The 19,167-nt window shown below is 57.5% G+C and carries 19 protein-coding genes; 10 read left to right on the top strand and 9 right to left on the bottom strand.

The window, feature by feature from the left end; translation table 11 throughout:
- The first annotated feature begins 27 nt into the window (after window positions 1-27).
- Window positions 28-477: a 50S ribosomal protein L9 gene (rplI, locus tag ACK5JN_RS23155; RefSeq protein WP_064546889.1), complete on the top strand. Its 450-nt coding sequence runs from the start codon at window positions 28-30 to the stop codon at window positions 475-477.
- 146 nt (window positions 478-623) lie between these two features.
- Entirely contained in the window at window positions 624-1,553 is a 930-nt protein-coding gene (locus ACK5JN_RS23150; RefSeq protein WP_416872292.1) for a DMT family transporter, read from the top strand.
- A gap of 85 nt (window positions 1,554-1,638) precedes the next feature.
- Here ACK5JN_RS23150 and ACK5JN_RS23145 read toward each other — a convergent pair whose 3' ends face one another.
- On the bottom strand, window positions 1,639-2,280 hold the full coding sequence (locus ACK5JN_RS23145) for a LysM-like peptidoglycan-binding domain-containing protein (protein ID WP_416872291.1): 642 nt from the start codon (window positions 2,278-2,280) through the stop codon (window positions 1,639-1,641).
- A 206-nt stretch (window positions 2,281-2,486) separates the two neighbouring features.
- Between ACK5JN_RS23145 and fklB the strand changes: the two genes are divergently transcribed.
- From fklB to nudI, 3 genes are all read left to right on the top strand, one after another.
- A complete protein-coding gene (gene fklB, locus ACK5JN_RS23140) occupies window positions 2,487-3,107 on the top strand; it encodes an FKBP-type peptidyl-prolyl cis-trans isomerase (RefSeq protein WP_416872290.1) in 621 nt (206 codons plus the stop codon).
- Window positions 3,108-3,409: 302 nt separating this feature from the next.
- The gene (gene cycA, locus ACK5JN_RS23135; RefSeq protein WP_416872289.1) at window positions 3,410-4,816 is read left to right on the top strand and encodes a D-serine/D-alanine/glycine transporter; all 1,407 of its coding nucleotides are present in this window, start codon (window positions 3,410-3,412) and stop codon (window positions 4,814-4,816) included.
- A 196-nt stretch (window positions 4,817-5,012) separates the two neighbouring features.
- A complete protein-coding gene (gene nudI / locus ACK5JN_RS23130) occupies window positions 5,013-5,438 on the top strand; it encodes a nucleoside triphosphatase NudI (RefSeq protein ID WP_416872288.1) in 426 nt (141 codons plus the stop codon).
- Between the two features lie 35 nt (window positions 5,439-5,473).
- Here the strand turns inward: nudI and ytfE are convergent, their stop codons facing one another.
- Entirely contained in the window at window positions 5,474-6,136 is a 663-nt protein-coding gene (gene ytfE / locus ACK5JN_RS23125; RefSeq protein ID WP_416872287.1) for an iron-sulfur cluster repair protein YtfE, read from the bottom strand.
- A 230-nt stretch (window positions 6,137-6,366) separates the two neighbouring features.
- On the opposite strand from ytfE, the gene ACK5JN_RS23120 reads away from it, so the two are divergent.
- Window positions 6,367-8,016: a methyl-accepting chemotaxis protein gene (locus ACK5JN_RS23120; protein ID WP_416872294.1), complete on the top strand. Its 1,650-nt coding sequence runs from the start codon at window positions 6,367-6,369 to the stop codon at window positions 8,014-8,016.
- 95 nt (window positions 8,017-8,111) lie between these two features.
- On the opposite strand, the gene ACK5JN_RS23115 is transcribed toward ACK5JN_RS23120, so the two are convergent.
- From ACK5JN_RS23115 to ACK5JN_RS23105, 3 genes are all read right to left on the bottom strand, one after another.
- Window positions 8,112-9,080: a DMT family transporter gene (locus ACK5JN_RS23115; RefSeq protein WP_416872286.1), complete on the bottom strand. Its 969-nt coding sequence runs from the start codon at window positions 9,078-9,080 to the stop codon at window positions 8,112-8,114.
- Between the two features lie 75 nt (window positions 9,081-9,155).
- Window positions 9,156-9,980 (bottom strand): AraC family ligand binding domain-containing protein, encoded by an 825-nt coding sequence (locus tag ACK5JN_RS23110; protein ID WP_416872293.1) that lies wholly within the window; start codon window positions 9,978-9,980, stop codon window positions 9,156-9,158.
- Between the two features lie 81 nt (window positions 9,981-10,061).
- Complete coding sequence (locus tag ACK5JN_RS23105) at window positions 10,062-10,910, bottom strand: SDR family oxidoreductase (protein ID WP_416872285.1); 849 nt, start codon at window positions 10,908-10,910, stop codon at window positions 10,062-10,064.
- 84 nt (window positions 10,911-10,994) lie between these two features.
- Between ACK5JN_RS23105 and ACK5JN_RS23100 the strand changes: the two genes are divergently transcribed.
- The gene (locus ACK5JN_RS23100; protein WP_416872284.1) at window positions 10,995-11,381 is read left to right on the top strand and encodes a winged helix-turn-helix transcriptional regulator; all 387 of its coding nucleotides are present in this window, start codon (window positions 10,995-10,997) and stop codon (window positions 11,379-11,381) included.
- Between the two features lie 68 nt (window positions 11,382-11,449).
- Here the strand turns inward: ACK5JN_RS23100 and cpdB are convergent, their stop codons facing one another.
- Window positions 11,450-13,393 (bottom strand): 2',3'-cyclic-nucleotide 2'-phosphodiesterase, encoded by a 1,944-nt coding sequence (gene cpdB / locus ACK5JN_RS23095; protein ID WP_416872283.1) that lies wholly within the window; start codon window positions 13,391-13,393, stop codon window positions 11,450-11,452.
- A 212-nt stretch (window positions 13,394-13,605) separates the two neighbouring features.
- On the opposite strand from cpdB, the gene cysQ reads away from it, so the two are divergent.
- Both cysQ and ACK5JN_RS23085 read left to right on the top strand, forming a co-directional pair.
- A complete protein-coding gene (gene cysQ, locus ACK5JN_RS23090; protein WP_416872282.1) occupies window positions 13,606-14,352 on the top strand; it encodes a 3'(2'),5'-bisphosphate nucleotidase CysQ in 747 nt (248 codons plus the stop codon).
- 74 nt (window positions 14,353-14,426) lie between these two features.
- Entirely contained in the window at window positions 14,427-15,272 is an 846-nt protein-coding gene (locus ACK5JN_RS23085) for a D-alanyl-D-alanine carboxypeptidase family protein (RefSeq protein WP_416872281.1), read from the top strand.
- Here the strand turns inward: ACK5JN_RS23085 and ACK5JN_RS23080 are convergent.
- Window positions 15,269-15,823: a YtfJ family protein gene (locus ACK5JN_RS23080; protein WP_416872280.1), complete on the bottom strand. Its 555-nt coding sequence runs from the start codon at window positions 15,821-15,823 to the stop codon at window positions 15,269-15,271. The genes ACK5JN_RS23085 and ACK5JN_RS23080 overlap by 4 nt on opposite strands.
- A gap of 323 nt (window positions 15,824-16,146) precedes the next feature.
- Here ACK5JN_RS23080 and ACK5JN_RS23075 point away from each other — a divergent pair, with 323 nt between their 5' ends.
- On the top strand, window positions 16,147-16,353 hold the full coding sequence (locus ACK5JN_RS23075) for a DUF1107 domain-containing protein (protein ID WP_064546918.1): 207 nt from the start codon (window positions 16,147-16,149) through the stop codon (window positions 16,351-16,353).
- A 55-nt stretch (window positions 16,354-16,408) separates the two neighbouring features.
- Here the strand turns inward: ACK5JN_RS23075 and araC are convergent, their stop codons facing one another.
- Complete coding sequence (gene araC / locus ACK5JN_RS23070; RefSeq protein ID WP_416872279.1) at window positions 16,409-17,281, bottom strand: arabinose operon transcriptional regulator AraC; 873 nt, start codon at window positions 17,279-17,281, stop codon at window positions 16,409-16,411.
- Window positions 17,282-17,302: 21 nt separating this feature from the next.
- Window positions 17,303-19,167 (bottom strand): beta-galactosidase (locus ACK5JN_RS23065; RefSeq protein WP_416872278.1); only part of this gene is annotated, 1,865 nt, incomplete at its 5' end.

Genomic DNA, 19,167 nt, shown 5'->3' with positions numbered 1-19,167 from the left:
TTAATACGACTTTGAGAGGATAAGGTAATGCAAGTTATTCTGCTTGATAAAGTAGCAAACCTGGGTAGCCTGGGTGATCAGGTTAACGTTAAAGCGGGCTACGCTCGTAACTTCCTGGTCCCGCAGGGTAAAGCTGTTCCTGCTACCAAGAAAAACGTTGAATTCTTCGAAGCACGCCGCGCTGAACTGGAAGCCAAACTGGCTGACGTTCTGTCTGCTGCTGAAGCTCGTGCTGCGCAGATCAACGCACTGGAATCCGTAACCATCGCGTCTAAAGCTGGCGACGAAGGTAAACTGTTCGGTTCCATCGGTACTCGCGACATCGCTGACGCTGTAACTGCAGCTGGCGTTAAAGTTGCGAAGAGCGAAGTTCGTCTGCCGAACGGCGTTCTGCGTACCACTGGTGAGCACGAAGTGGACTTCCAGGTTCACAGCGAAGTGTTTGCTAAAGTTATCATCAACGTTGTTGCTGAGTAATCTGCAACCCACGTTTTGATAACACCAAGACGCCGGCCTCGTGCCGGCGTTTTGCTTTTCTGGCCCACCGCTTTTCAACTGGCTATTTTTCGTCCCTTTCGCGATAATCATAAAATTAAAACAATATTTTAATTTTTGGTGAAAGAATGGACACTCTCCGCCAGCATCCGCTATTTTCCCGTAAGAACGTTGTTTACCTCTGCGCCGCCTTCTGCTGTCTGCTGTGGGGGAGCGCCTACCCGGCTATCAAGAGCGGCTACGAGCTGTTCCAGATTGCCGCCGATGACATCCCGACCAAGATTGTCTTTGCCGGCTACCGCTTCCTGTTTGCCGGTCTGCTGCTGTTGCTGCTGGCGATGGCCCAGCACAAGCCGGTCGCGCGCCTGAGCCCGCGTCAGTTCGGCCAGCTCACGCTGCTCGGCCTCACGCAGACCTCGCTACAGTACATTTTCTTCTACATTGGCCTCGCCTTCACCACCGGGGTGAAAGGGTCGATTATGAACGCCACCGGCACCTTCTTCAGCGTGCTGCTGGCACACTTTATCTACCAGAACGACAAGCTCAGCTATAACAAAACGCTCGGCTGTATTCTCGGTTTCGCCGGGGTGATGGTGGTGAACTTCAACAGCGGCCTGCTGGACTTCAGCTTTAGCCTGCTCGGCGACGGTTCGGTGGTGCTGGCGGCGTTTATCCTGTCGGCGGCCTCGCTGTACGGTAAGCGCATTTCCCAGACGGTCGACCCGACGGTGATGACCGGCTATCAGCTGGGGATCGGCGGCCTGGCGCTGGTAATTGGCGGCTACCTGAGCGGCGGCACGCTGACCTTCCACGGCTTCTCGTCGGTGGCGATTCTCGGCTATCTGACGCTGCTCTCCTCGGTGGCGTTTGCGCTGTGGAGTATCCTGCTGAAGTACAACCGGGTGGGGATGATTGCGCCGTTTAACTTCCTGATCCCGGTGTCGGGCTCGGTGCTGTCGGCGATTTTCCTCGGGGAAAATATCCTCGAATGGAAATACGCCATTGCGCTGGTGCTGGTGTGCTCGGGGATTTGGTGGGTGAATAAGATCAAGCGGTAATGCCTGATGGCGCTACGCGTATCAGGCAAACGTCACGGTTTTGCAGGCCGGATAAGGCGAAGCCGCCATCCGGCACTCTGCGCGGCTAGCGGGCGCGAATAAAGCTACCGTCCGCCTGGCGGGTAAACAGCACCTGCCCATTATCGGATTCAATGGTCAGCCCGGTCACGACGCCGTTGGCGTTCTTACGAATCTGTACCTGCTGGCCATTCTTGAGGTTGCTCAGCGGCTTGCCCGCACCTTCCACCTGCGCCATGGCGTAGACGTCGGTCGGCGGCAGATTGTTATCGCGGAACAGCTGCGCCATCGTTTTTCCGGCTTCAACCTGATAGGTTCGCCATTCGGGGCTGCTGCTGCGGCTTTCCTGATACGGCTGAGTCCGTGACGGCGCGGCGGCCGGCTCGTCTGGCTGATCCTCCTGCACCGGTTCCGGCGCGACAGGCGCCACCTGATCGTAATCGTTAGATGGCGTCACCAGCTCGGCGTGCATGGGCCGTGAGTCGGGCTGTGGCTGCGGCTGTGACTGAAAATCGAGCTGCGCGGAACGGCTGACCGGCGTGGTCGGGGCGTCGTCAGTGGAAGGCAGCAGGAAACCCACAATTATGGCCAGGGCAGCAATAATCACACCGCGACGGTGCGCAAGCGGCAGCGGATCCAGGATGCGAAGATTGTCCGGCGCGTGCCAGATCTTCTCCAGCAAAGGTTTTAGTTCAAATCTCCCGGGCATGGCTTTCCTCCTGCTCCGTGTCATTGCTATCCATTATAGATAACTGCCTGATGAACGTGCTAAAGCGTTCTCTCATCTTATCCTATGGGCAATCTGTATTGTTTCTTTTTCCCGGCAATTTGTCATCTTTCCTGACACAAAGTTTTACCCTGTGCGGCGTGGCTGCTATGCTGCCCGCTACTTTATACCCGAAGAAAGGAAAGACGATGGCCACCCCGACTTTTGACACCATTGAAGCACAGGCAAGCTACGGTATTGGCCTGCAGGTAGGACAGCAGCTGAGCGAGTCCGGTTTGCAGGGTTTACTGCCGGAAGCGCTGGTTGCCGGTATTGCCGACGCGCTGGAAGGCAAGCAGCCTGCCGTGCCGGTTGACGTTGTTCACCGTGCGCTGCGTGAAATCCACGAACGTGCTGACGCGGTGCGTCGCGAGCGTTTTGCCGCGATGGCGGAAGACGGCGTGAAATACCTGGAAGAAAACCGTGAAAAAGAAGGCGTGAACAGCACCGAATCCGGCCTGCAGTTCCGCGTACTGACCCAGGGCACTGGCGCTATCCCGGCGCGTACCGATCACGTTCGCGTGCACTACACCGGTAAACTGATCGACGGTACCGTGTTCGACAGCTCCGTCGCGCGCGGCGAACCGGCTGAATTCCCGGTGAACGGCGTTATCGCTGGCTGGATTGAAGCGCTGACCCTGATGCCGGTTGGCTCTAAGTGGGAACTGACTATCCCTCACAGCCTGGCCTACGGCGAGCGCGGCGCGGGTGCTTCTATCCCTCCGTTCAGCACCCTGGTCTTTGAAGTCGAGTTACTGGAAATCCTGTAATTCTGGCGTTTATCCTCTCTCCGCCCGGGGAGAGGATATAAAATCCTTAAGTTTGATATATCCTGGGATTTAATCTTGCATATGCCGCTGTTGCGTGTATTTTTGTGAGCTAATTCCCATAGGTGAGGTGATATAACACTCACTTTAAACATAAAATTAACATTATATTTAAATCATAGTATTCATCCCTCCGATTCTTACCTAATATCGAGACATCCTATAGCCAGGATCGTCTTGCATGACGACATAAAGGGCCAGTAGAGCCCGCACAACACAGACAGAAACAACAGGAAGAAAATCACATGGTTGATCAGATTAAAGTCGCTGCTGCCGCAGAGCAGGAGCCGGCTGAACAGTCGCTACGGCGAAACCTTACTAACCGGCATATTCAGCTTATTGCCATTGGCGGCGCTATCGGCACCGGGCTGTTTATGGGGTCGGGGAAAACCATCAGTCTCGCCGGGCCGTCGATCATCTTCGTTTATATGATCATCGGTTTTATGCTGTTCTTCGTGATGCGCGCGATGGGCGAACTGCTGCTTTCCAACCTCGAATACAAGTCGTTCAGCGACTTCGCCGCCGACCTGCTCGGCCCGTGGGCCGGCTACTTTACCGGCTGGACCTACTGGTTCTGCTGGGTGGTGACCGGGATGGCGGACGTTGTGGCGATCACCGCTTACGCCCAGTTCTGGTTCCCCGGGCTATCCGACTGGGTCGCCTCGCTGGCGGTGGTCCTGCTGCTGCTGGGCCTCAACCTCGCCACCGTGAAGATGTTTGGTGAGATGGAGTTCTGGTTTGCGATGATCAAAATCGTCGCCATCGTGGCGCTGATTATCGTCGGCCTGGTGATGGTGCTGACGCACTTTACCTCGCCAACCGGCGTAGAAGCCTCGTTCGCCCATCTGTGGAACGACGGCGGCTGGTTCCCGAAAGGCATTAGCGGCTTCTTTGCCGGCTTCCAGATAGCGGTGTTCGCTTTCGTGGGTATCGAGCTGGTGGGGACTACCGCCGCGGAAACCAAAGATCCGGAGAAATCGCTGCCGCGCGCGATTAACTCGATCCCAATTCGTATCATCATGTTCTACGTTTTCGCGCTGATCGTGATTATGTCCGTCACGCCGTGGAGCTCGGTGGTCCCGGATAAGAGCCCGTTCGTTGAACTGTTCATGCTGGTCGGCCTGCCGGCCGCCGCGAGCATCATCAACTTCGTGGTGCTGACGTCAGCCACCTCGTCCGCCAACAGCGGCGTGTTCTCTACCAGCCGTATGCTGTTCGGTCTGGCGCAGGACGGCGTTGCGCCGAGCCTGTTCGCCAAGCTGTCTAAGCGTGCGGTACCGGCGAAAGGGCTGACTTTCTCCTGTATCTGCCTGCTGGGCGGCGTGGTGATGCTGATGGTCAACCCAAGCGTGATCGCGGCCTTCACCATGATCACCACCGTATCGGCGATTCTGTTCATGTTCGTCTGGACGATTATTCTGTGCTCCTACCTGGTGTACCGTAAGCAGCGTCCGCACCTGCATGAGAAATCAATCTACAAAATGCCGCTGGGCAAAGTGATGTGCTGGGTATGCATGGCGTTCTTCGCCTTCGTGCTGGTACTGCTGACGCTGGAAGCGGACACCCGCGAAGCGCTGATGGTGACGCCAATTTGGTTCATCGTGCTGGGGCTGGGGTGGATGTTCCTGCGTAAGAATCAGCGGGCTAAGTAATTCGTATTGCCCGATGGCGCTTCGCTTATCGGGCCTACGAGTGCAACTGTTGTAGGCCGGGTAAGCGCAGCGCCACCCGGCAGAAACCTAAAGCGCCCATTGTGGCGCTTTCTTCGTTTTTGCGCCCCATCTCGTAGCCCCCCTTTTCTCAACGTGCTAATTTCAAAGCCATAAACGAAAAACGTATGGAGATCAAATGCGTCAGAGAACGATTGTCTGCCCGGTGATTCAAAACGAAGGCGAATACCTGCTGTGCAAAATGGCCGACGACCGCGGCGTTTTTCCCGGTCAGTGGGCGCTTTCCGGGGGCGGTATGGAGCCGGGGGAAACCATGGAAGAGGCGCTGCGGCGGGAAATTCGCGAAGAGCTGGGCGAGGCGCTGGAGATTACCGACGTGCAGCCGTGGGCCTTTCGCGACGACGTGCGGGTGAAAACCTACGCTGACGGCACCACTGAACAGATCTACATGATTTATCTCATCTTCGACTGCGTGAGCGCCAATCGTGACGTGACGTTTAATGAAGAGTTTCAGGAGATTGCCTGGGTGAAACCCGAAGCGTTAGCGAGGCTGGATCTCAACGTGGCAACGCGAGAAACCTTCCGCCAGAAAGGGCTGCTGTAAAAAACGCCTCCCGAATCGAGAGGCGCTGAATCAGTTTATTCGCCTTTGAGTGCGCGCGGGAACAGCACGTTGTTTTCGAGGCTGATGTGCTCCATCAGATCGTCAATCAGCTCGTTGATGCCGTTGTACATCGCTTTCCAGGTGGTGCAGGCTTCCGGCGGGATGGTGACGTTCTGGGTGGTGTGCTTGATCACTTCCAGCAGTTCGCCCGCTTCATCATGCTCGCTTTCCATCACGCTGATCGGCCCCATCGCCTGGCTACCCATACCCTGTTTGATCATCGGGAACAGAATCTGCTCCTCTTTCATCATGTGGCTGGACAGCTCCTGGTGCAGCATGCTCAGGTATTTCGCCAGGCCTTTTGGCACGTTCGGCTTGTCGGCGTGTACGCGTTCCACTTTGGTGGCCTGCAGGATCAGTTCCGGCAGTTGTTCGCGGTGACGGTCATGATAACGCACCACGATGTGGTCGATGATTTCGGCCAGAGGCGCGGCGCGCCAGTCTTTTTCAACCGGCTCTTCCGCCAGTTTTGCCAGCTCGGCTTCAATCACGGCAACGTCCAGCTCTTTGCGATCGGCCGCACGGCCAAGCGTCTGCTTACCGCCGCAGCAGTAATCCATATCATATTTACGGAACAGCGCGGATGCGCGCGGAATGGAGAGCGCCAGCTCGCCTAAAGGTTGGTCGCGAAAGGCCATAGCAGTTACCTCGTCATCAATAATATAAGATGTATTTTAAATGCACCTTTATGGCGATGATATACCCCTTTATGGGGAGGGGAATTGAGTGATGGCTGTCACAAAAAATTATTCCCCCTTTAACGTGCTGAATCTTATTGAGATTAGCGCTGGTAGGACCTGAATCGATTAAATAAGCCCGCGGCGCTGCCGATAGTGAGACTTCGACCACCTGCACAAAAAGGCAAATGATGTTTAAAAGAATAAAAGTAATCACCGTACTGATTGTCGTTCTGGTCGCGCTGGGCGCGATGCAGATGATTTCAGCGGGCGTATTTGTACGCGCACTGAATAACGACAAGCAGAACTTTACCGTCGCGCAGCTCTCCAGCCAGAACGTGGCCGAGTTTACCGATGCATGGATCAGCCTGAACCAGGCGCGGGTGACCCTTAACCGCGGCATGCTGCGTCTCCAGGGGACGATGGCCAGCAGCGTCAACGGCGGTGAACTGAAAACGCTGGTGGATACGGCGAACAATCTGCTGGCGGAGGCCAAACGCCACTACGACAAATATGATGCGCTGCCGGAAACGCCGGGGCTGGATAGCCACCTGTCGGACAGCCTGGAGAAACAGTACGGCATCTACTCCGCCACGCTGGCGCGCATGAACGAGCTGCTGGCGGAAGGCAAGCTGGAAGAGATGTTCAAGCAGAACGCCGAGCAGAAACAGAAAGCCATGCAGGCAGTGTACCAGGAGTGGCGTACGGCGCAGGCGGCGTTGACCAACGCCGGGATCCAGCAGAATGAAAGCGACTATGTCCGTATTTTGTGGACGCTGGGGGCCATTATGCTGCTGGTGGTGGCGGTGATTGTGGTGAGCTGGGTCGCGATGCAGCGCGTGCTGCTGAAGCCGCTGCATCGCGTGATGGCGCATATTCGTCATATTGCCGAAGGCGACCTGACCAACGACATCAACACCGACGGCAGTAACGAAATGGCCCTGCTGGCGCGGAACGTCAATGAAATGCAGCAGGCGCTGGCGAAGACGGTGGGCGTGGTGCGTGAAGGGGCGGACACCATCTATACCGGCGCGGGCGAAATCTCAGCCGGCAGCAACGATCTCTCCTCGCGCACCGAGCAGCAGGCGGCGTCGCTGGAAGAGACGGCGGCCAGCATGGAGCAGCTCACCGCGACGGTGAGACAGAACGCCGACAATGCCCGTCAGGCGACGCAGCTGGCGCACAATGCCTCGGAAACGGCGCAGAAGGGCGGCAACGTGGTGGATGGCGTGGTGCGAACCATGGATGAGATTGCCGCCAGCTCCAGTAAAATTGCGCAGATCACTAACGTCATCGACGGTATCGCCTTCCAGACCAACATTCTGGCGCTCAACGCCGCGGTAGAAGCCGCGCGCGCGGGCGAGCAGGGGCGCGGTTTTGCGGTGGTCGCCGGGGAAGTGCGCACGCTGGCGCAGCGTAGCGCCCAGGCGGCAAAAGAGATTAAAGCGCTGATTGATGACTCGGGCAATCGCGTCAGCGCCGGTTCCGCGCTGGTGCATGAAGCCGGAGAGACGATGGCGGAGATCGTTAATGCGGTCACCCGCGTCAGCGATATCATGGGCGAAATTGCTTCGGCTTCTGATGAGCAGAGCCGCGGTATCGATCAGGTAGGCCAGGCGGTCGCCGAGATGGATCGCGTAACGCAGCAGAACGCCTCGCTGGTGGAAGAGTCCGCCAGCGCGGCCTCGGCGCTGGAAGAGCAGGCCGCGCGTCTGAACCAGACGGTGGCGGTATTCAAAATCAGCCGCCGGCCACAGCGGCAGCCCGCCGCGGTGAAGAAAGCGTTCGCCCCGGCGGCGAAAGCTGCGCCGTTAACCGAAGCGAACTGGGAAACCTTTTAGGTAACCGCGAGCGCTTTGCCGGATGGCGGCGTGAACGCCTTATCCGGCCTACATGAGATCGTGCGGTCCTTGTAGGCCGGATAAGCGCAGCGCCATCAGGCATCCCCCGAAACCGGCACCACCGCCGGTTTCTGCGGTTTTGAACGCACCGCAATCACCACGCCGATGACCAGCAGGGCAATGCCGCTCAGGGTCAACATCGGCGGCATCTGCTGGCGCAGCAGGAAGGTGTACAGCAGCCCTGCCAGCGTTTCAAAGACAATCAATGGCCCGAGGATCACCGTCGGCAGCCGCTGACTCGCCACGTTCCAGCACAGCGCGCCCACCCACGAGCACAGCACGGCGATGGCGATCATCAGGCCGATAAAGACCGCCGGACGCGGGCCGAACGGCAGCGCAAAATCCGGCGTCTGTACGTTGAGCCAGATGCAGGCGGCGACGTAGCCCACCAGAGAAACTGGCAGCGTCACCAGCGCCTGCGCGGTGGCCCACATGAGCGGCGGCTGATGAGGGTTCTCCCGCAGCCAGCGGGCGTTGCGCAGCGCATACCACGCCCAGCACACCACCGAAATGCTCGCCAGCGCAATACCGGAGCCGTAGCGCCAGCCGCTAAAGTTCGGTAGCCCCTGGCGCAGTTCGGCGACGTTAACGCACAGCAGACCCACACCAATCAGCACCAGCGCGGGCATCAGCCGCAGCCAGGAAAGCTTGCCGTCGCGCTGGCTGTACAGCAGGTTGGCGAATACCGGTATCACCACCGGTAATGTGCCGATGATCATCGTCGACACCGGCGCGCCGGTGCGCTGAATGGCGCTCGCCAGGCAGATGTAATAGATCAGGTTGCCCATCATGGTCAGCGCCAGCGCCGTCCACCAGTCTTTGCGCGTGAGCTGGCGCAGACGCGCGCGGCCCAGCCACGCCAGCGGCAGGGCAATCAGTCCCAGCGCCAGATAGCGCCCCATCGACTGCAATACCGCCGGGTAATCCGGTACGATCAGCGGCCCGACAAAAATCAGCCCCCACATTAAACCCGCTAACAGGGCGTACAGCACACCGCTAATCATCGTGACATCCACATTGTTTTAACATGCGCAAAGTGTAGGAGGGGAAACGGGTTCAGTATTGTATGAGATTGCTGATTAGCGACGAGCGACCTGTTTTTGATAGCGTACCGGGGTAATGCCATAGCGCTGGGTGAAGGCGCGGGTGAGGTGCGACTGGTCGGTTAGGCCGGTGGCGGCGGCAACGGCGGCGGCGGGCATACCGTGGGTCAGAAACTCTTTGGCTCGCCACAGGCGCACCGCCATCAGCATCTGGTGCGGCGTAACGTGGTAGTGGGCTTTAAACTGGCGCTGGAAGTGCCACGGGCTGAGCGCCGCGACGCTCGCCAGCTCATCGAGGGTAATCGGGTGCATGTAGTTATCGTACAGATAGTCGCGAACGCGGGCGAAACGGTGCGCCCCTTCGGTAAGAACCGGCGCGTGGCAGGCCAGCGGCTGGAAGGTGTCGATTAAATCCAGCAGCAGCCCTTTCTGCGCCAGCGGATCGTCGGTGTGCCACAGGGCATGGATCTGACGGCCGATTTGCAGCGATCGCTGCGGGTCGTGGCGGGTAGCGTCGGCAAACCACCAGTGGCTAACGCCGGTCACGCTCTCAAGCAGGTCTGGGTCGAGATAAATCATCCGGTAGCGCCAGCCATCGGCGGTTTCCGCTTCGCCGGTATGCAGCTCATCGGGGTTCATGGTGACGATGGAGTGGACAGGCGCCACGTACTGGGTACCGCGATAGCGAAAACGTTCGGCTCCGGCTTCAATCACGCCTATGCCGAACGCTTCGTGGGTGTGGGGTTCAAAGGCGTAACGTGAAATATGCGCATGATACAGCTCTACGCCCGGCACCTGCGCCAGATGGCGAAAGCGCGCGCTGTCTTTCTCATCGTTGAACTGTTCCGGTACGCCCTGCACGTTCATTCTCCCCGTAGGCCATCCCTTCATTATCAGGGATGACCTACGGAGGCGCTACCACATTTAACCAAATCTTAACGCTTACAGAATGCCTTTGACGCTGTCGGCGAGCGAAGTGCTCGGGCGGCCAATCAGTTTGCTGAGGGTATGGCTGTCGTCAAACAGGCCGCCTTTAGACGCACCGACGTCAGAGTCTGCCAGCATCTCCGCCAGCCCATCAGGCAGGCCCACGCTTTTCAGCGCTGCGGCAAAATCAGCCTGGCTCAGGTTCTGATAAACCACGTTCTTACCGCTCTGTTTCGTCAGCTCGGCGGCCAGCTCGCTCAGCGTCCAGCCGTGGTCACCCGCCAGCTCGTACACCTTACCGGCATGGCCTTCTTCAGTGATGACGCGTGCAGCGGCGGCGGCGTAGTCTGCGCGCGTCGCGGAGGCGATTTTGCCTTCACCGGCAGCGCCGATAAATACGCCATGCTCCAGCGCTGGCGGTACGCTCGCCAGATAGTTTTCGGTATACCAGCCATTGCGCAGCAGCGCGTAAGGAATGCCGGAATCGGCGAGCATTTTTTCGGTGGCGATGTGCTCGTCCGCCAGCCCCAGCGGTGAGGTATCGGCGTGGAGCAGGCTGGTGTAGGCGATAAATTTGACGCCCGCGGCCTTCGCGGCGTTGATGATATTACGGTGCTGCGGCGCGCGCTGGCCGACTTCGCTGGAGGAGATGATCAGCAGCTTATCGACACCCTGCAGCGCTCTGGTCAGCGCCGCTTCGTCGCCGTAGTCGGCCTGGCGAACGACAACGCCTTTCTGACTTAGCGCGTCGGCTTTGGCCGGGTTACGAACCACGGCAACCAGCTGATGGGCGGCGGTGGTATTAAGCAGGTTAGCAAAAACGTGCTGGCCAAGCTGGCCGGTGGCTCCGGTAATCGCGATCATGGGTATTCTCCTTCGTGTTCGTATGGTGTTGTGGTAAGCTAACACCATAGCTAACTTTTAGTAAGTACGTACAAAAAGGTAAGTATGAAAGATAATAATCCGACGCTGACGCAAAAGATGCGTAACGGCAATTTGTTTGCCGAGCGCTGTCCTTCGCGTGACGTACTGAAACACGTGACCAGCCGCTGGGGCGTGTTGATTCTGGTGGCGCTGCGCGAAGGCACGCATCGCTTCAGCGATCTGCGTCGTAAAATGGGCGGCGTGAGCGAAAAAATGTTGGCCCAGTCGCTCCAGGCGCTGGAACAGGACGGCTTTATTAACCGCGTTTCCTACCCGGTGGTGCCGCCGCACGTTGAGTATAGCCTGACGCCTCTGGGTGAAGAGGTGAGCGAAAAGGTGGCGGCGCTGGCAGACTGGATTGAGGTGAATTTGCCGATGGTGATGGCGCAGCAAATCCCGGCGTCGGCGTAAACGCCTCGGCCGGGCTAAGATGGCATGTAGCCCGGCCGCGCAAAGCGACGCCGGGAGGTACGCCGAACTTATTGACTCAAATCCAGCTGATAGATGGCAAACCCAATCTCATCGGTTGCCACCTGCTTCATCGGATATTGCGCCTTCTCTTTGATAAACGCCGCCGCTTTTTCTGACGGTGAGGTTTCAAAGCGAATATCCAGTTTGGTGTCGCTGTGAATCGGGGCCAGACGCCAGTTGTTGTCTGCCGCCGGGTGAATTTCCCCGTTCTTCTTCGACTGTTCGCCAATCCATGCCGCCAGCACCGAGCGATTCTCGTCCGGTGAAGCGAAGGCGATGTGGCTATCGCCGGTGCCCGCGAACTTGCCGCCGTAGGCGCGGTAGTTGTTGGTAGCGACGAGGAACGTCGCATTCGGATCGATCGGCTTACCGTTGAAGGTCAGGTTCTTAATTCGTTCGGCCGTCGGGTTAACGCTCTGGCATTCACCGTCGTAGCGCGCAGGCTGAGTGATGTCGACCTGATAGTTCACGCCGTCGATCACGTCGAAGTTATAGGTACGGAAGCCGTCCCAGTTGATCAGCGACTGCGGCTTGCTGCTGTGCGGATCGATCTGATTGAACTGCCCGGCGGAGCACTCCAGCCACTCTTTCACCTCTTTACCGCTGGCTTTGACCACCACCAGGGTGTTCGGATAGAGGTAAAGATCGGCGGCGTTACGGAAGGTGAGCTGGCCTTTTTCCACTTCGACATAGCTGGCCGGATCGTTCTTACGTCCGCCCACTTTGAACGGCGCGGCGGCAGACAGCACCGGTAGCTTCGCCAGGTCCGGATCGCCCTGAATATAGTGCTCAACGTAGGCTTTCTGCGCCATGTTCACCACCTGCACGGTCGGGTCGTCCTGCACCAGCGACAGGTAGCTGTACATGTTGTCGGAGGATTTACCGATCGGCTTGCTGACGAATTCACGCGTGGCGTCGTGGTCGGCCTTCAGCGCATCGACCAGCTTACGGTCTTCCGCCGCCAGCGATTTCTTCGCCGCCGCATCGTAAATCGGGCGCGCCTGCGCCTGGGCGGAGGTGACCTGCCATTTGCCGCTGTCGTTGTTCAGCACCAGATCGACCACGCCAAGGTGATCGCCCCACATGCCTGGCATAACTGCCGGCACGCCGTTGAGGGTCCCTTTGGCGATATCCGCGCCTTTAATGCTGGCAAAGTCTTTGCTCGGGAACACCGCGTGGGCGTGGCCAAACATGATGGCGTCAACGCCCGGCACCTGGCTTAAGTAGTAAACCGAGTTTTCCGCCATCGCCTGATACGGGTCGGCGGAGAGGCCGGAGTGGGCAATAACCACCACCACATCCGCACCGTTGGCGCGCATCTCCGGCACGTATTTGCGGGCGGTTTCGGTGATGTCGTTAACCGTCACTTTGCCGCTCAGGTTGGCTTTATCCCAGGTCATGATTTGCGGCGGCACAAAGCCGATGTAGCCAATTTTCAGCGTGTGCTTGCTGCCGTCTTTATCGACCACTTCCGTCTCTTTAATCAGATACGGGGTAAACATCGGCTTTTTGGTCTTAACGTCGATGATATTGGCGTTAATGTACGGGAACTTCGCGCCAGCCAGCGCGTTGTGCAGATAGTCCAGGCCGTAGTTAAATTCGTGGTTGCCGAGGTTGCCTACCGTGTAGTCGAGCAGGTTCATCGCTTTATACACCGGGTGGGTATCGCCGTGCTTCAGCCCTTTCGCCGCCGCGTAGTCGCCCATCGGGCTGCCCTGAATGACGTCGCCGTTATCCACCAGCACGCTGTTCTTCACCTCGTCGCGGGCGGCGTTAATCAGGCTCGCCGTACGCACCAGGCCGAATTTCTCGGTCGCGCTATCTTTGTAGTAATCAAAATCCATCATATTGCTATGAAGATCGGTGGTTTCCATGATGCGGAGGTCCACCGTGGCGGCATTGACGCTGGCGGCAATCAGCGTGGCCAGGAGCGTTACGCTAAACTTGATCATCAGAGGCATCCTTTTTTTAGATCTAAGACACAGATTTAAATGTATTTGTTTTCTGTTGCTTACGAGGGTGTGAATCATGCCAGAAAATCATGACGGGAAATCGGCAGCGGTTCACAGTTATCCGGAACGATGATGGGAATAGCGGATTACGCGGCAATACGATATAAATAAAACAATAAGTTAACACCACTGTAATTTTAACGAGGTGGAAAATGTTAGAACAAGTCTGTCAGCTTGCGCGCGACGCGGGCGATGCCATCATGGATGTATACGATGGCAAGCAGCCGTTAGACGTCGCCAGTAAGCAAGATGATTCACCGGTGACCGCGGCCGATATCGCCGCGCACCACGTCATTATCAAGGGTCTGAAGGCGATGACGCCGGAGGTGCCGATTCTCTCGGAAGAAGATCCGCCCGGCTGGGACGTGCGCCAGCACTGGCAGCGCTATTGGCTGGTGGACCCGCTGGACGGCACCAAGGAGTTCATCAAGCGTAACGGTGAATTCACCGTTAACATCGCGCTGATTGAAAATGGCAAAGCGGTGCTGGGCGTGGTGTACGCGCCGGTGCTGAAGGTGCTCTACTGCGCGGCCAACGGCAAGGCGTGGAAAGAAGAGTGCGGCGTGCGTAAGCAAATTCAGGTGCGCGACGCTAACCCGCCAAAAGTTGTGGTAAGCCGCTCGCACTATGCCAACGATGATGAGCTGAAAGAGTATCTGCAGCAGTTAGGCGAGCATGACACCGCCTCGATTGGCTCGTCGCTGAAGTTCTGCCTGGTGGCGGAAGGCGAAGCGCAGCTTTACCCGCGCTTCGGGCCAACCAATATCTGGGATACCGCGGCGGGACACGCGGTTGCCGCCGCCGCCGGTGCGCACGTTAACGACTGGCAGGGAAAAACGCTGGATTACACCCCGCGCGAATCGTTCCTGAACCCCGGCTTCCGCGTCTCGATTTTTTGATTTACCGATGGCAGAGCGCGGGCTTACGGCTCGCGGCTCTGCTTACTGAAGCGCAATATCAATGGAGATGATATATGACTGCGCAATGGAATCATGCTCTCGCCTCAACCCTGAGCGCGCGCGCTGTCGGCTGCTATATGGCCCGTCCGGTATGCGAACCGCTTTTCCTTTACAACCCGCTGCTCCCCCAGCCGCCGGCCTCACTCACTAAGCTGCTAGCGATTATCACCGCGCTGCAAATCCAGCCCGATATTACGATAAAGCTCACGATGCGGGAGGGCGAAGAGACGCCGGGTTCCGGTAATAACCTGCGTCCAGGCGACACGTTAACGCTGTGGGACGCGCTGCATAATATGCTGCTTCCCTCCAGTAACGTTTCGGCGACGATTGTTGCCCGTGCGATGGGCGAGCGGCTGTTGGGCTTTGAAGGTACTACCGGCGATGCTCAGCAGCGTTTTGTGCGGCAGATGAATCGTGTCGCGATGTCGATAGGCATGTTTAACAGCCGATTTATCAACGCTCACGGCCTGGCGACCCGAGGACAGCTCTCGTGCGTACGGGATATCGCTCGTTTGGGGATGGCGGCACTACACTACCCGGCGATCGCCGATATCTGGGGCAAGCGGCGCCATACGATGGCGCTGACCGGCGCGCGTCTGTGCAAAAAGACCATTCTGACTTCGCTGACGATGGTAGACGAGATTAACGGTGATATTGTGGGCGGGAAAACCGGGACGCTGGGAGAGGCGATAAACCATTTACTGCTTCATGTCCGGGCGCCGGGCGGTAGCGATCTCATCTGTGTGGTGATGCACTCGTCAACCAATGAAGGGCGCTACGCGGATATGAACGCGCTGCTGACCGCCGTGAATAAAGGCTATTGCTGGCCGCAGCGCATTCCGGAGCCTGTGCTGGATTAATTCAACAGCTTATGCAGCAGGGCCACGACCTGCTGCACTTCAGCCGCCGTCAGGCCACCGTCTTTTGCCCACTGCACGCGGCCGTCTTTATCCAGCACCACAATCGCTGAACTGCCTTCATCAAGCTGCCAGGCTTTGCGCACCACGCCGTCGCTATCGACAATAAACTGCGACCACGGGAACAGCTTCTTGTTGCTTTCAATACTGCTGCGCACAAACATTGATGAACCCGGAATGGCGTCATCGGTGTTGACGATGGTGGTGGTCTGGTAGCGATCGTGCGGCAGGTTGGCGGCTTTTATCGCTTCAACCAGCGAGGCGTTTTTCTCTTTTGCCGACGAGCGTCCGGCAATATGTTGCACCACCCGCACTTTGCCAGGCAGCTGCGCGCTATTCCAGTTTTTGTAGCTAAACTTATCATTATTGAGAATCAGTTCACCGCGATCGGCCACGCCGACAGCGGCAACGCGTTGTCCATTTGTGAAGTTATGTGCGGCTGCCATTAACGGCATTAACAGGCATGAAACCGCCAGAAGCGTACGTAGAGTCATGGTTTTTCCTTTTTTTATGCAGGTGATCCGACCACTTTGTCGATAGTTTTAATCATAAGTGCGATTAATGGAGTTTTCCCGCAAAGGCGGTGCCAGTTTGTGGAGGAACGCACACATTCTCATAAAAATGAAGCCTTATACTGTCTTCGTCGTATAGCTGAAAAGAATGTTCTGAATTATTGTAATAAAAAAGTAAATTAGGACCTCTACCATAGGGGACCTCTGTTGTTATGGACTATAGTTAACGAGTACGTCACTTTGCGCCCCGGAGCGTTGAAGCCAAATGTGGATCAACTAGGGCGTAGTACTCGCAGGAGATTAGAATGAAAATTTTCCAACGCTACAACCCGCTTCAGGTTGCCAAGTATGTTAAGACCCTGTTTCGTGGACGGTTGTATATCAAGGACGTTGGCGCTTTTGAATTTGATAAGGGCAAAATTCTTATCCCAAAAGTCAGAGACATTCAGCACCTTTCCGTGATGTCTGAAGTAAACCGTCACGTACTGCGCCTCCAGACCGAAATGGCGTAGCGCAGGCACTACACGGTAGAATTAAAAACGGCTCCTTAGGGAGCCGTTGATGTTTCTAGCCCTTCATCGCCGCATAGCGTTTGCGGTACTCCCCCGGCGGAATACCGTTGTGTTTGCGGAACACCTTGGTGAAGTAGACCGGGTCGCTATAGCCGACCGACAGCGCCACCTTGTTCAAGGGTAGCGTGGTGGTCTGCACCAGCCATTTTGCCCGGTTCACCCGCTGCATCTCGCGCCAGGCGTAGATGGTTTGCCCCAGCTCATTCTTAAACAGGTGCGCTAACCTTGAAGGAGACAGAAAAACCATCGCCGCCAGCGTCTCTATTTTCATCTCCTGAGCGATATGCTCATTCAGGTAATCGCAGATGGCATTGATGCGCGGATCGTGAGCGTGACGATTGCTGATGGGCTGTAGCTGGAAGCAGGTTAAAATCAGCCTCTCCAGAGCGTTCATCGCCAGCGCTTCAGCGAGCGGCGCGGTATCGTTGTGGTGATGGATAACTTCGTAAAACAGATCGCGCAGCGCCTGCTGCTGCTGGGGATCGTTGGCCGTGGTTTTGCCAATACCGTGGGTGGTGTGATCCCATTTCAGCCAGTCAACCCAGTAGGGGCGTGGAATAAAGTAGATCCACAGGTGATCCCAGTGCTCGCTGTGCTCATCGCGCCCGTAGTGGTGCGGCACCCCGGGCGGGAACAGCAGCAGTTCGTTTTCGCCAAACAGCAGCGACCCTTCTCCCGCTTTCGCGCGCGCCTGGCCGCGCAGGGTCAGGTTGATAATGTAACCCTTCATCCCCTGCGGGCGGTTGATGTAGTAGTCGAGCTTTGAACCACGGGTAATGGGCGTGAAACCGGCAACAACCCAGGCGTTGAAGGTGAAGGTTTTTATCAATGGTGAGAAGTGCAAAAGCGCATTGATATCTAACTCCATAGCTCCTCCGCCCGCGTTCTGTTAACTTTCGATGATACTAAAGTCCCAGCCTTTAAGACGCAATGGCTCGCCGCGGGTCACCGATTTACCGCTCAGCAGCTCGGTGCCGCTCGTTTCGGCGAGGAGCTCCTGGCTATCGCCGCTGTAGTTAAACAGGAAGTGAATACGCTTGCCGTTGCGGTTACGCAGAGTCCTGGCAATCAACGGATAGCGATAGGCGGAGGTACGCGAGCGGAGCGTCAGCCCGTCGGTCAGAGCGTCAAACAGCTGGCTAATCAGCGCCTTGTGCGGCAGAAAGCCCACGTATAGCGCCCGGCCTTTGCCGTAGTCCGCTTCGGTTGCTGCCGCATACTCGCCCCAGGCCGGATGCTGATAGCGCAGCAGCGTGCGGGTGCCCGGCGCTGGCGTCAGCAGCTCCATCCACAGTTCGGCAGCGTTATGCTCGCGGCAGTCCAGGGCCGAAGTACAGGCCGCAACGGTCACATCCTCCGGCAGCGTGAACTGGCTGTAGGTCACTCCACAGGCGTTATGCAGAATGCCCGGCTGGGCGCTATGGCGCACCTTCACGTTTTCATCGCTAAAGCCGGACTTAAAGCCAATCAGCGCCCGTCCGCCCTGCTCAACGTAGCGGTTAATTCGCGTGAGCAGGCCGTCATCGGCGGCGTACAGGCCGGGCACGATCAGCGTTTTGTAGCGCGATGTCTCATCGGTAACGTCGTTGATGATATCCAGCGCGATGTTATGGTCATACAGCGCATCGTGGAAGCGGCGGAAAATATCGTTATAGACGTTGCCCTGCGCGTCGCCGGGGCGGAACTGATTGAGCGCATCCATCGCTTCATTGTTAATCAGCAGCGCGACGTCATTCTCCGCCCGCAGCCCGGCTAGCTGGGGCGACAGGCGGGCGAAATCAGCGCCGATGGTGGTCGCTTCCTGCCAGGTGGCGTTGCGGGAAAAATCGTGGCTCAGCAGCCCCTTCCAGTAGGTTTCAAATGCATTGTGGATAGAGTGCCAGTGCCAGTAGGAAACCATCGCCGCGCCCGACGCCACGTGGCTAAAGGCCTGGAGCCGCAGTTGCCCGGGGAACGGCGTCCACTGGGCAAAGCCTTGCGCCTGCGTTTCCAGCACGAAATAGTTATTGCCGCCTTTTAGCGCGCGGGTAATGGCGCCGCCGAAGGCAATTTCCCGCCCGCTTAAATGCTTCTGGCTGGGGTGATAAATATCGACCCCGGCAATATCCAGCGCGCCAGCCGCGGCGAAATGGTCCACCCGTGGCTGCACGCCGAACGAATAGCCGCGCCATTCGAAGTCAAAGTTGTGGGTCACAAACTGATGCGGCTGCGCGTACTCGCGCACGATCTCCGCCTGCCACGCCAGATACTCCGTGACCTGCTGGCGCTGATAGCGCGAGAACGCGCAGGCGAGGCTGGCGTTGATGGTGTTTTCAACCGGCGGGAAATCCTGCCAGTTGTCGATGCGGTTGCTCCAGTAGTTCAGACCAAAATCGTGGTTAAGCTGGTCGAGGTCCGGATACCGTTCCCGCAGGCTACGCACGAACCCTTCCTGCATATAGCGGCCAATATTATCGTAGTGCTTGGTTTCGTTATCCAGCTGCCAGCCGATTATCGCCGGGTGATGCTGAACGTGCGCCATCAGGGTACGGATAATGTTCTCGGCATAGCGCCGAAAGGTCGGGTTGACGATATCCATAATTTGCCGCGGGCCATATTTCTGCTGCCCTTCGACGGTGGTGACCATAATGTCCGGGTGTTTCGCCGCCAGCCAGGCCGTGACGGCATAGGTGGGCGTGCAGATAATCACCGCAATGCCGGCTTCGTGCATTGCGTCCAGCACCCGTTCATTATGGTAGAAGTTGTAGACGCCCT

The sequence above is a fragment of the Kluyvera sp. genome (assembly GCF_047971185.1).
Classification (GTDB): domain Bacteria; phylum Pseudomonadota; class Gammaproteobacteria; order Enterobacterales; family Enterobacteriaceae; genus Kluyvera.
This window is presented reverse-complemented; position numbering and strand designations above follow the sequence as displayed.

Coding starts and splice junctions, on each gene's coding strand:
- rplI (WP_064546889.1), top strand. CDS start 28: ATGCAAGTTATTCTGCTTGATAAAGTAGCAAACCTGGGTAGCCTGGGT.
- ACK5JN_RS23150 (WP_416872292.1), top strand. CDS start 624: ATGGACACTCTCCGCCAGCATCCGCTATTTTCCCGTAAGAACGTTGTT.
- ACK5JN_RS23145 (WP_416872291.1), bottom strand. CDS start 2,280: ATGCCCGGGAGATTTGAACTAAAACCTTTGCTGGAGAAGATCTGGCAC.
- fklB (WP_416872290.1), top strand. CDS start 2,487: ATGGCCACCCCGACTTTTGACACCATTGAAGCACAGGCAAGCTACGGT.
- cycA (WP_416872289.1), top strand. CDS start 3,410: ATGGTTGATCAGATTAAAGTCGCTGCTGCCGCAGAGCAGGAGCCGGCT.
- nudI (WP_416872288.1), top strand. CDS start 5,013: ATGCGTCAGAGAACGATTGTCTGCCCGGTGATTCAAAACGAAGGCGAA.
- ytfE (WP_416872287.1), bottom strand. CDS start 6,136: ATGGCCTTTCGCGACCAACCTTTAGGCGAGCTGGCGCTCTCCATTCCG.
- ACK5JN_RS23120 (WP_416872294.1), top strand. CDS start 6,367: ATGTTTAAAAGAATAAAAGTAATCACCGTACTGATTGTCGTTCTGGTC.
- ACK5JN_RS23115 (WP_416872286.1), bottom strand. CDS start 9,080: ATGATTAGCGGTGTGCTGTACGCCCTGTTAGCGGGTTTAATGTGGGGG.
- ACK5JN_RS23105 (WP_416872285.1), bottom strand. CDS start 10,910: ATGATCGCGATTACCGGAGCCACCGGCCAGCTTGGCCAGCACGTTTTT.
- ACK5JN_RS23100 (WP_416872284.1), top strand. CDS start 10,995: ATGAAAGATAATAATCCGACGCTGACGCAAAAGATGCGTAACGGCAAT.
- cpdB (WP_416872283.1), bottom strand. CDS start 13,393: ATGATCAAGTTTAGCGTAACGCTCCTGGCCACGCTGATTGCCGCCAGC.
- cysQ (WP_416872282.1), top strand. CDS start 13,606: ATGTTAGAACAAGTCTGTCAGCTTGCGCGCGACGCGGGCGATGCCATC.
- ACK5JN_RS23085 (WP_416872281.1), top strand. CDS start 14,427: ATGACTGCGCAATGGAATCATGCTCTCGCCTCAACCCTGAGCGCGCGC.
- ACK5JN_RS23080 (WP_416872280.1), bottom strand. CDS start 15,823: ATGACTCTACGTACGCTTCTGGCGGTTTCATGCCTGTTAATGCCGTTA.
- ACK5JN_RS23075 (WP_064546918.1), top strand. CDS start 16,147: ATGAAAATTTTCCAACGCTACAACCCGCTTCAGGTTGCCAAGTATGTT.
- araC (WP_416872279.1), bottom strand. CDS start 17,281: ATGGAGTTAGATATCAATGCGCTTTTGCACTTCTCACCATTGATAAAA.